General features: G+C 52.5%; 9 protein-coding genes and 1 pseudogene. 6 read left to right on the forward strand and 4 right to left on the reverse strand.

Annotated elements, in window-relative coordinates; translation table 11 throughout:
* Nucleotides 1–101: 101 nt before the first annotated feature.
* The 3 genes from HMPREF1028_RS00110 to HMPREF1028_RS00120 form a co-directional block, all read right to left on the reverse strand.
* Nucleotides 102–569 (reverse strand): lysozyme inhibitor LprI family protein, encoded by a 468-nt coding sequence (locus HMPREF1028_RS00110; protein ID WP_009310813.1) that lies wholly within the window; start codon nt 567–569, stop codon nt 102–104.
* Between the two features lie 244 nt (nt 570–813).
* Nucleotides 814–2,232, reverse strand: a complete 1,419-nt coding sequence (locus HMPREF1028_RS00115) for a murein transglycosylase A (protein ID WP_009310814.1) — start codon at nt 2,230–2,232, stop codon at nt 814–816.
* A 262-nt stretch (nt 2,233–2,494) separates the two neighbouring features.
* Nucleotides 2,495–3,289 (reverse strand): DsbC family protein, encoded by a 795-nt coding sequence (locus HMPREF1028_RS00120; RefSeq protein WP_009310815.1) that lies wholly within the window; start codon nt 3,287–3,289, stop codon nt 2,495–2,497.
* Nucleotides 3,290–3,427: 138 nt separating this feature from the next.
* Here HMPREF1028_RS00120 and HMPREF1028_RS00125 point away from each other — a divergent pair, with 138 nt between their 5' ends.
* The 3 genes from HMPREF1028_RS00125 to HMPREF1028_RS00135 all read left to right on the forward strand — a co-directional run bounded on the left by HMPREF1028_RS00125 (nt 3,428) and on the right by HMPREF1028_RS00135 (nt 7,891).
* Nucleotides 3,428–5,596 carry a primosomal protein N' gene (locus HMPREF1028_RS00125; RefSeq protein WP_009310816.1) on the forward strand — a complete coding sequence of 723 codons (2,169 nt, stop codon included), beginning with the start codon at nt 3,428–3,430 and terminating at the stop codon, nt 5,594–5,596.
* A 397-nt stretch (nt 5,597–5,993) separates the two neighbouring features.
* The gene (gluQRS, locus tag HMPREF1028_RS00130) at nt 5,994–6,881 is read left to right on the forward strand and encodes a tRNA glutamyl-Q(34) synthetase GluQRS (protein WP_009310817.1); all 888 of its coding nucleotides are present in this window, start codon (nt 5,994–5,996) and stop codon (nt 6,879–6,881) included.
* Nucleotides 6,882–7,159: 278 nt separating this feature from the next.
* Nucleotides 7,160–7,891: a LytTR family DNA-binding domain-containing protein gene (locus HMPREF1028_RS00135; protein ID WP_009310818.1), complete on the forward strand. Its 732-nt coding sequence runs from the start codon at nt 7,160–7,162 to the stop codon at nt 7,889–7,891.
* Between the two features lie 323 nt (nt 7,892–8,214).
* Here HMPREF1028_RS00135 and coaD read toward each other — a convergent pair whose 3' ends face one another.
* A complete protein-coding gene (coaD, locus tag HMPREF1028_RS00140) occupies nt 8,215–8,745 on the reverse strand; it encodes a pantetheine-phosphate adenylyltransferase (protein ID WP_009310819.1) in 531 nt (176 codons plus the stop codon).
* Nucleotides 8,746–8,755: 10 nt separating this feature from the next.
* Between coaD and HMPREF1028_RS15670 the strand changes: the two genes are divergently transcribed.
* The 3 genes and pseudogenes from HMPREF1028_RS15670 to HMPREF1028_RS14255 form a co-directional block, all read left to right on the forward strand.
* Nucleotides 8,756–8,884, forward strand: coding sequence for a hypothetical protein (locus HMPREF1028_RS15670; RefSeq protein ID WP_283119080.1), 129 nt, complete (start codon nt 8,756–8,758; stop codon nt 8,882–8,884).
* Between the two features lie 261 nt (nt 8,885–9,145).
* Nucleotides 9,146–10,129 (forward strand): ABC transporter substrate-binding protein, encoded by a 984-nt coding sequence (locus HMPREF1028_RS00145; RefSeq protein ID WP_009310820.1) that lies wholly within the window; start codon nt 9,146–9,148, stop codon nt 10,127–10,129.
* Between the two features lie 316 nt (nt 10,130–10,445).
* A pseudogene (locus tag HMPREF1028_RS14255) lies at nt 10,446–10,661 on the forward strand (IS110 family transposase); the annotation flags it as partial.

Genomic DNA, 10,661 nt, shown 5'->3' on the forward strand with positions numbered 1-10,661 from the left:
GTCGATATTTCAGACGACCTTGATAAATACCAGGTTCTAATTTAGATTTTATATATTAATTTAAAAAAATGTTATTTTATAATTCGAGGGTGGATGGGTTGTTAATCCTTATCATGCCCAATAGTTTGAAAGAAATATGGTTCTTCAAATTGGCAAGGTTCGTTGCCACATACATAAATTTCTTTTAAATAGCTATTTCGCTTTAAAATGGCATCTGTAGCACATTGCAAATATTCAAATATCCCCTCTCTCCCAACCTCTTTCTCTGGCAATATCAAGCATTCATCAAATTTGTTTTTATTCCATTGCCTTTGTTGATGAATTAAATAATTTCTTATATTTACATTTTTCTGCTTTTGAGCAATTGAATAATTATTATTTAATTCTTTCTGTGCCAATAGATATGACTTGGAAAAACATACAAGAATATCCTCTTGTACTATGCTGTTTACATTACATGGTTTGTTTAATGCATCTTTATCAATAACTGTTTCAGGTAAATCTCCAAGTGTAAAAGTTGGGGCGAGGCAAATTGTAATAAATAAAGCTCTATTATTTAAAGCGATCACAACGCAATCCTTCCTTCAATATATATAGTGGCAAACAGTTATTTAAAATATTTGGTTTCCATCTAAGCCTACACTTACTAAAATGGGTTAACAATACAATTATAGTGGATTAACTTTAAACCAGTACGGCGTTGCCTCGCCTTAGCTCAAAGAGAACGATTCTCTAAGGTGCTGAAGCACCAAGTGAATCGGTTCCGTACTATCTGTACTGCCTGCGGCTTCGTCGCCTTGTCCTGATTTAAATTTAATCCACTATAAGAGCGGGCATGGATGGTTTGGATATGGAAAAGGTCGTCTGAAAACTGGTTTTCAGACGACCTTTTGACTTTTTAGCTGATTTTAAGGTCTGGTAGCTGGGTTTCATGCCGTTGGGCAGGAGTTGCCAGACGTAGCCTGTGGTTTTCATTTTGCCGGCAACTTCGCCTGCTTCGTCGCCGTAGCCCCAGAAGTAGTCCACGCGGACGGCGCCTTTGATGGCGCTGCCTGTGTCTTGCGCCATGATGAGGCGGTTGAGGGCTTTTTTGGTGGTCGGATGGGCGGTGGCGACAAACAGCGGCGCGCCTAAGGTGATGTAGTGGCGGTCGATGGCGCCTGCGTATTCACCCAAGAGCGGTGTGCCCAATGCGCCGACTGGGCCGGCTTCGCTGCTGCCGGTCAGTTCGCGGAAGAAGACGTAGCTGGGGTTTTGTCCCAAGACTTCGGCGAGGCGGCCAGGGTTTTGCTTCATGTAGGCTTTGATGCCCTGCATGCTGGTTTGTGCGAGGGGAAGGTAGCCTTTGTCTGCCATGTAGCGTCCGATGGAGACGTAGGGGTGTTCGTTTTTGTCGGCGAATCCGACGCGGATGTATTTGCCGGACGGGGTTTTCAGACGACCCGAACCTTGGATGTGCATGAAGAAGAGTTCGACGGGGTCTTCTGCGTAACCGAGGATGGGGGCTTTGCCGTTGAGCGCGCCGCCGTTGATTTGGTTGCGGGTGTAATAAGGAACGAAGCGGCTGCCTTCAAATCTGCCTTTGAGGGCGGTGCTGCGGGCGGTAATGGGGAATTGGGACAGGTCGGCGGTGTGTGTGCCGCTGTTGTCGATGACGCCGCTGTTGGCACCGGTTTGGCGGATGCGGACGGTGGCTTTGCTGCCTCTCAAATTGGCGGACAGGGGAACGGAAACGAAGTCGTTAGGGATGCCGTAGATGGGGAAACGGGCTTTGCTTGTGGCTTTGTCATCGCCGAGCAGGACGGGTTCGTAGTAGCCGGTGATGGTGCCGGCGGGGTTGCCGTTGTTGCTGACCTGCCAAGGGGTGAAATAGCGTTCGAAGAAATGTTTGGCTTGGAAATGGTGGAGGGGCGTCTGCATGGCTTGGGCGCAGACATCTTGCCAGCCTGTGCGGTTTTTCAGTTTCTCGCAGCCTAAGCGGAAGGATTGGAGGCTTTTGGTGAAGTGTTGGGTGTTCCAGTGCGGCAGTTCTTGGTGGGACACGACGGTGTAGGTCGCGCCGCCGCCGCTGACGGTGGTGCCGGCGGGGTCGGGCGTGCCGGTCGGGCGGTCCGGGCCTTTGACGGTGGTGGTGTCGACTTCGGGAAGGTTCTTGATGCGTTTGCTCGGGCAGGCGGAGAGGACGGCTGCGGCGATGGTGAGGAGTGTGATGCGGTATAGGTGTTTTTTCATAATGCTGTCTTAAAGGTCGTCTGAAATCTGCCGCCGGATAGGGTGAAACGTATCAAGCGGCTGCGCTGACTTGCTTGGGATGTACTCAGAAAATCGGTTCGCATCGGATGGACAGATTTGCAGACGGGATATTTGGTCCGTTTATTCAAGAGCTTGGGATTTTAACACAGTTTGCCTGCCTGCTTCGGCGGTATGAAAAAGGTCGTCTGAAAACCTTGTATATCGGTTTTCAGACGACCTTTGCCGTATCTTGAAGCCAATCTTATTTCTGATTGTCTTCGATGATTTTTTTGAGGTGCGGCATGGGGCTGTATCCGCTTTGGCTGCGGCCGTTCGGGAAGACGAGGGTAGGTGTGCCGTTGAAGCCGAATTGTTCGCCCAAAGAAGTGGTTTCGGCAACGGGATTGTCGCAATTGGCTTTGCCGCTCGGGAATTGGCCTTTGCGCATCCAGTCGGTCCAGGCTTGAGTCGGGTTGGGCTGGCACCACAAAATTTCGGCTTTACGCGCGGCATCGGGGTGCAGGCTCGGAATCGGCATCATGAAGTTGTAGATCGTGATGTCGGTCATTTTTTCAAACTCGTGTTCCAAGCGTTTGCAGTATGGGCAGTCGGGGTCGGAGAAGACGGCGACTTTCAGCTTGCCGTTGCCGCGTACTTCTTTAATCGCTTTGTCCAAAGGCAGGGAGGCGAAGTCGATTTTGTTCAAATCGGCGGCGCGTTCGTCGGTCAGGCTTTTGCGCGTGTTGACGTCGATGAGGTCGCCGACGAACATATAGTCGCCTTTGGCATCGGTGTAAATGATTTGTTTGCCGCTGACGACGACTTCATAAATGCCTTGAATGGGGGTCTCGCTGACGCTGATGACTTTCAGTCCTTGGGATTCGTAAATTTTTTCGAGGCGGGCTTTCAAGGCTTCGCCGACTTTGCCTTGTACGGGGGCGGCGTGCTTGGCGGCTGAAGAGGGTGCTGCATTTGCCTGTGAAACGGGCGTTTGCCCGCACGCGGTCAGTGAGATCAGAGCGATGGGGGCTAAGATTTTGATTAATTTGGTTTTCATTTTTAAGTATAGGCGTGTGTCAAGAAAACCGCATTGTATCAAACCTCTGTCATGCCTGCATTGTATTGAGGCTCAATTTATCGTCTGAAAATAGCTTTCGGCTGTTAAAATACGCAAAAAAATGATTTGCCTGCCTGTATGATCTACCACCGCATCGCCGTAAACGTGCCGCTTTCAGACGGCTTTTTGACTTATTCCCATTCCGAGCCGCTGCCACAGGGAACGCGGGTGCTTGTGCCTTTCCGCAACAAGACCGTGGTCGGGATTGTGTGGGAAACGGATATTGCTCCCGATATGGATGCGGCGCGGATTTTGGGTGTTCAGACGGCCTTTTCGGACGAGCCGCCGCTGCCTGAGAGTTGGCGTGATTTGCTCTCGTTTACGTCGCGTTATTACCACTATCCGACGGGGCAGGCGGTGTTTGCCGCGCTGCCGCAGGGTTTGAAGGAAACGCGCGCGGTGGAAATGCCACAGCCGCCGTTGTTTTACGCGCTGAACGAAGCGGGCAGGGCGCAAACGCCGCCGCCGGCGCGGTTCAACAAAAAAGCGGCTTTGTGGGACGCGTTGCTGTCGGGCGGGATGACGATGGCGGCGTTGAAGCAGGTGAACGCGCAGGCGGCGAAATTAATTGAGGATTGGGCGGAGCAGGGCTGGATTGAAACGACGGAAGCGGCAAAGCCTGTATTGAGGTCGTCTGAATTTCAGCTCAACGCCGACCAGCAACGAGCTTCCGATGAAATTCAGACGACCTTCGGCAGTTTTCAACCGTTTCTGCTGTACGGCATCACCGGCAGCGGCAAGACTGAAGTGTATTTCGATGCGATGGCGAAAGTGTTGGCGCAGGGGCGGCAGGTGTTGTTTCTGTTGCCGGAAATCAACCTCACGCCGCAGCTTTTGAAACGGGTGGAAAACCGTTTTGCCGACGTACCGACTGCCGTGTTGCACAGCCAGATGGCGGCAGGCAGGCGCACGCAGGATTATTTGCGCGCGATGTTGGGGCTGGCGAAGTTGGTCATCGGCACGCGGCTGGCGGTGTTCACGCCTTTGCCTGATGTCGGGCTGATTGTGGTCGATGAGGAACACGACGGCTCGTTCAAACAGGACAACGAATTGCGCTACCACGCCCGCGATTTGGCAGTGTGGCGGGCGAAGCAGGGCGGCTGTCCCGTCGTGTTGGGCAGTGCCACGCCCAGTTTGGAGAGTTGGCACAAGGCGCAAAGCGGCGCGTACCGCCTGCTGCAACTGACCGAACGCGCCCATGCCGCCGCGCAACTGCCGCAAGTGGACATTCTCAACGTAGGTCGTCTGAAACTCGATAACGGTTTCTCGCCGCAAGCTTTGCAGCTTTTGAAACAGAACTTTGAAGCGGGCGGCATGTCGCTGGTGTACCTCAACCGGCGCGGTTTTGCGCCCGCGCTGTTTTGCGGCGACTGCGGCCATACCTTCGGCTGCCCGAACTGCTCCGCCAAAATGGTGCTGCACCAACGCGCCCGCCAACTGCGCTGCCACCATTGCGACCACCGCGAACCCATCCCGTTCAAATGCCCCGACTGCGGCAACCAAGACCTGACCGCCGTCGGCCACGGCACGCAGCGCGTCGAAGAAACCCTGCGCGCCTTCCTGCCGAAAGCAACCGTTGTCCGCGTCGATAGGGACAGCACGGCGCACAAAAACGACTGGGCGGATTTGTACCGCCGCATCGCCGACAACGAAATCGACATTCTGGTCGGCACGCAGATGCTCGCCAAAGGCCATGATTTCGCGCGGCTCAACCTCGTTATCGTGTTGAATGTCGACGGCAGCCTGTACAGCGCGGACTTTCGCGCGCCGGAAAAGCTGTTCGCCGAGCTGATGCAAGTGTCCGGCAGGGCGGGGCGCGCCGACAAACCCGGCAAGGTGTTGATACAGACCCAACTGCCCGAACATCCCGTCTTCGCCGCCGTCAAAGCGCAGGACTACGCCGTGTTTGCCGAAAACGAATTGAACGAGCGGCAAATGTTCGCCATGCCGCCCTTCGGTTTTCAGACCGCCGTCCGCGCCGATGCGCCGCGCGTTGCCGATGCGATGGAGTTTCTCAACGCCGCCAAAGAAACCCTCGCCCCGCTTTTACCCGAAAGCGTCTCACAGTTCGGCGCCGCCCCCATGCTGATGGTGCGCCTAGCCGAACGCGAACGCGCACAAATCTTCCTCGAATCAACATCCCGACAGGATTTGCACCGCGCCGTGAGTTTGTGGGTGCAGGTGTTGCAGCAAAACCGCGACGGCAAAATCCGATGGTCGGTGGATGTGGACGCGCAGGAAGCGTAAGCGGAATAGGGAAGGGGTCGTCTGAAAAAGCGGAAGAGGCATTTTCAGACGACCTTTTTGTTTATAGTGGATTAACTTTAAACCGGTACGGCGTTGCCTCGCCTTAGCTCAAAGAGAACGATTCTCTAAGGTGCTGAAGCACCAAGTGAATCGGTTCCGTACTATCTGTACTGTCTGCGGCTTCGTCGCCTTGTCCTGATTTAAAGTTAATCCACTATAAAACGTCTTGATGGTTTGTGAAAAGCAGCAAGGTTAGGATGAGCGGAGTTAAAAACATTTGAGCCTTCACAAAAGCCCTACGATAAAATACGCGGTATGAAAGCCTGATGCTGCGCCGCAGTTGGCAGTTCAGGCTTTGCCGACATATCGCCCATTTTGAGTTCCATACGGAGTTTGCATGTATATAGGACGCTTCGCCCCCAGCCCTACCGGTTTGCTACACATAGGCTCGCTGCTGACTGCTTTGGCTTCTTATGCCGATGCGCGCGCCAACGGCGGCAAGTGGCTGGTGCGTATGGAAGACTTGGATCCGCCCAGGGAAATGGCGGGCGCTGCCGCGCATATTTTGCACACATTGGAAGCGTTCGGCTTTGAATGGGATGGCGAAGTCGCCTACCAAAGCCGACGGAACGGGCTGTATCAAGAGGCATTGGGTCGTCTGAAAAGCGAAGGGCTGGTATATCCTTGTTATTGCAGCCGTAAAGACTGGCAGGCGGCGGCAATGGCGGGGGCGGACGGATTTGTGTATAACGGGCGTTGCCGCGTTCTGGCGCAAAGGCCTGAAGCGAATGGGAAAATGCCTGCTTGGCGGATTGCCGTTCCCGACAGGATAATCGGTTTTCAGGATGGGATTGTCGGCTATTACGCCCAAAATCTGGCACACGATATCGGCGATTTTGTCCTGTTGCGTGCGGACGGTTTTTGGGCGTATCAACTTGCCGTAGTCGCGGACGATGCCGAACAAGGAATCACGCATATCGTGCGCGGTCAGGATTTGCTGGTGTCTACGCCGCGTCAGATTTATTTGCAGCAATGTCTCGGCGCAAACATGCCGCATTACGCGCACCTGCCTTTGCTGGTGAATTCGCAGGGGCAGAAATGGTCCAAACAAACGCTTGCTCCCGCTTTGGATTTGAACCGGCGCGAAGCGCTTTTGCGGCAAGTGATGCGTTATCTCAATCTTCCCGACGCGCCCGAGGTTGACCGACCCGAAGAATTGTTGGCGTGGGCGGTTTTACATTGGGAGATACGGGCGATACCGGTTAATGACATAGTCACGGAGTAAATTTGTAAATTTGCAACAAATTACTTGAGGTATTACTTAAATTTTTTAATTTTTGTAAGTAATCGCTTGTTTTTTGGATAAAGTTAACAGAATTAAGGTATATTCCTAAACACCTCAAGACCACTTTCATTTCAGATGAATGTTTGGCCTGTCTGCCAAAACGGCAGAAAGAGGCAACCGTATGAGAAAAATGTTTCAACATACCGAAAACACGCGGGAACGTTGTGTATTGATTTAAAATTCACATTCGTATTTAAAATAACAAAGAAAAAAAGATTATGTTAAGTGCCATTATTGTTGAAGACGAAGTGCTGGCAGCAGAGCGTTTACGGGTCTTACTTGAAGAATGCAATGTCGTCTTGCTTAATGTATTCCACCATGCCCAGCCGGCATTGGATTGGTTGAGCATACATGAAGCAGATATCGTATTCGCCGATATCGGCCTGCCTGAAATCAACGGTTTGGAGTTTGTCGAGCGCATCAAGCGCGGTGCCAAACGCCAGCCCGAAATTATTTTCACCACCGCCTATGAAGAACACGCCCTGCGTGCCTTCGAATTGGCTGCCGCCGACTACCTGCTCAAGCCCATCAGAATGACCCGTCTGCAAGCGGCGCTTGACCGCGTCGGCAAAAAATACCGCGAAAAAGCCGACGATTTCACCCATTTCACCGTCTTCAGCCGTGATCTGATGATTGAAATCCCATGGCAGCAGGCACGTTACTTATTGGCGGAACATAAAACCGTATTCCTGATTACCGGCGACGGACAGCGATACGAATTGCCCAAAACGCTGGTTTCTTGGGAAGAGCTGCTCGGAGACAAAGTAATCCGCATCCACCGCAACGCCATCGTGTTCCGACACACCTTAGACTGCCTTATCCGCTTGGATGAAGAGGAAGACGAGAGCAATGCCATTTGGGGCGCGAAGGTTTTGGACGTACCCAAACCCCTTCCCGTCAGCCGCCGCCAATTGGCGACTTTGCGCAAAATTCTGAAAAAACAAATCTGATGGCGGATTTGCCGCATCATCAACAAAAGCCCTGCCGTTTGGCAGGGCTTTTGTTTTTCAGACGACCCCTTGTCGTGAACCGGCACGATAGTCGTAACAAGGCGGCAGAGTAGCGGATAGATATAGTGGATTAACTTTAAATCATTACGGCGTTGCCTCGCCTTAGCTCAAAGAGAACGATTCTCTAAGGTGCTGAAGCACCAAGTGAATCGGTTCCGTACTATCTGTACTGTCTGCGGCTTCGTCGCCTTGTCCTGATTTAAATTTAATCCACTATAAGATTAGGATAAGGCGGGGCAACAGGTTCTCCCGTTTTCCGAACCTTATCGCGATACGCCGTCATTCGCCGTTTTATCATGATCCCGCACGATTTTGTCGTACACGGCCTCGGGCAGGTAGCGGCGTATCATGTCGCGCCAGCCGTCGGGGCCGACCAAGCCTTTGACCATGGTGGAAGATACCTCGGCGATTTCGCGCGGCGGCATCAGGAAGACCGTCGAAATTTCGGGTGCAAGGTCGCTGTTGATATAGCGCATGGAGCGTTCGTATTCGTAGTCAGCGGCAGAACGGATGCCGCGAACGATAAATCCCGCGCCGATTTCGCGCGCGTAGCGGACAAGGAAGCGGTTTTCAAATACGCAGATGCGGACGTTGGGAAAGTCGCCCGTAATCGCTTCGAGCATGGCGCGGCGTTCGTCTATGGTGTAGGTGTTGCGTTTTTCAGGATTGATGCCGATGGCGACGACGAGCTCGTCAAAAAGCGCCTGTGCTTCTTTTATCATCCAAAGATGACCGAGCGTCGGCGGGTCGAAACTGCCTGCGTAAACAGCGCGGCGCGGGGGAATCGTTTTCATGGAAAGTAGAATGAGTGATGGCAGCCGTCAGCATAGCGGGCGGGGGCGGGAATGTCAAAAAGGTCGTCTGAAACACAAATCAGTCCGTATTGGGGCGAAACAGGGTTTTCAGACGACCCATTCATTAAAACATGATTGATATGAAATCAAGCGCATGAAGATTTGCTTCAGGCGGTTTAAAGCAATAACGCGGCGACACCGGATAGCCTTCCTTTACTTCGAAATCCTTTAATAGCATAATAAATAGAAATTATTATCAAAATTTATCCGTATTAGGCAAATGGGCGAAAGTGCATTTGTATAGTGGATTAAATTTAAATCAGGACAAGGCGAGGCAACGCCGTACTGGTTTAAAGTTAATCCGCCATATTTCAGACGGATTCGATATGGAGATTGGAAAATGGAACTGAAAAGACGTGATTTCTTAAAAATGACCGCCGCGCTGGCAGCGGCAGGGGTTTCGCCTTCGCTGTTGGCGGCGGGAAAAGAGCAATTTACCATTTACGGCGCACCGGCGATGCCCAGCGTCACCATTGCCGTAGCGGCGTTGCAGGGCAAGCTGGCGAAGCAGGCGGATGTGTCGCTCAAGGTTTGGCGATCGCCCGACCAGCTTCGCGCAGGCGTGGCGAGCGGGCAATTTAAAGTGATGATGAGTCCGAGCAATGTCGGCGTAAACCTGCGCAACCAAGGGCAGAAAGTCGGCATGGTGAATATTTTGACCAACGGCATCACGCAGTTGGTCTGCAAAGGCAGCGCGATTGCCTCGCCGCAAGATTTGGCCGGCAAAAAAATCCTCGTGCCGTTTAAAAACGACATGCCCGACATCGTGCTGCAAGCCTTGTTGAAAAAACTGAAAATCGACGCACACAAAGTTGGCATTACTTACACCGCCACGCCGCCCGAAGCAGTGGGGCTGTTCTTGAGCAAGGACAAGGATTACCACGCCGCCATCCTACCCGAGCCGATGGCAAGCGCAAGTATGCTCAAAGGCAAAACCATGGGCGTAAACGTCGTGCGCGGCTTTGATTTGGTGAAGGCATGGGGGCAGGCGTTTGACACCAAACCGCTGATTCCGATGGCGGGCATCATCGCCAATGAAGAATATTTCCACGCGCACAAGGTGCAGTTTGACATCTTCCATCAGGATTTGAAAAACGCGCTCAACTGGATACTCGCCAACCGTCAAAGCGCCGCGAAAATCGGCAAAAACTACCTTCCCGCCCCCGAACCCGCCCTAGTCATGGGCTTGGACGGCGCGCGGCTGACGGTAACCAAAGGCAGTGAAGTGAAGAACGAGATTTTGAAGTTTTACGAAATCCTGATGCAGTTCAACCCGAAACTTTTGGGCGGCAAGCTGCCGGATAACGGATTCTTCTTGGCTTAAAGGGAAAGAGGTCGTCTGAAAAGGGTAGGGTGGTTGTGAATACCTGATTTATCATTTTTCAGACGGCCTGTCAGGACATTATCAGAGTAGCGTAGGTCGGATTCTTGAATCCGACATTTCGGCTAAACGGGGCTGTCGGATACAAGAATCCGACCTTGTATATCGAAACACCCGTATCATAGCAACAAACCGCCCGCCGCCACCCGCATCCGACCAAGGCAAACAACCGTTGCGTAGCTCAGGGAGCGGCCGGGCAACCCATCGACACAACCGGACAGTTGCCAGACAACACAACCGAATGCAAGGCAGGTTTATGATGAGTACCCAATACAACTGTGCAGGCATCGACATCGCCAAACGAAACTTCGTCATCGCCGTTTCGTCTTTGTCTAAAACCAAAACCAAAACCGAAACCAACAACCCCAAAGGTATCGCCCATACTATCGAATACCTTAAAAAACACAACGTCGCCCTCGTCGTCATGGAAAGCACCGGCGGTCTCGAAATTCCCGCCGCCAAAGCCATCCACCGC

The sequence above is a fragment of the Neisseria sp. GT4A_CT1 genome, assembly GCF_000227275.1.
GTDB lineage: Bacteria > Pseudomonadota > Gammaproteobacteria > Burkholderiales > Neisseriaceae > Neisseria.

What these genes read in the sequence shown, in the direction of transcription:
- HMPREF1028_RS00115 (WP_009310814.1), bottom strand. Translation starts at nt 2,232, where the DNA reads ATGAAAAAACACCTATACCGCATCACACTCCTCACCATCGCCGCAGCC.
- HMPREF1028_RS00120 (WP_009310815.1), bottom strand. Translation starts at nt 3,289, where the DNA reads ATGAAAACCAAATTAATCAAAATCTTAGCCCCCATCGCTCTGATCTCA.
- HMPREF1028_RS00125 (WP_009310816.1), top strand. Translation starts at nt 3,428, where the DNA reads ATGATCTACCACCGCATCGCCGTAAACGTGCCGCTTTCAGACGGCTTT.
- gluQRS (WP_009310817.1), top strand. Translation starts at nt 5,994, where the DNA reads ATGTATATAGGACGCTTCGCCCCCAGCCCTACCGGTTTGCTACACATA.
- HMPREF1028_RS00135 (WP_009310818.1), top strand. Translation starts at nt 7,160, where the DNA reads ATGTTAAGTGCCATTATTGTTGAAGACGAAGTGCTGGCAGCAGAGCGT.
- coaD (WP_009310819.1), bottom strand. Translation starts at nt 8,745, where the DNA reads ATGAAAACGATTCCCCCGCGCCGCGCTGTTTACGCAGGCAGTTTCGAC.
- HMPREF1028_RS15670 (WP_283119080.1), top strand. Translation starts at nt 8,756, where the DNA reads ATGAGTGATGGCAGCCGTCAGCATAGCGGGCGGGGGCGGGAATGTCAA.
- HMPREF1028_RS00145 (WP_009310820.1), top strand. Translation starts at nt 9,146, where the DNA reads ATGGAACTGAAAAGACGTGATTTCTTAAAAATGACCGCCGCGCTGGCA.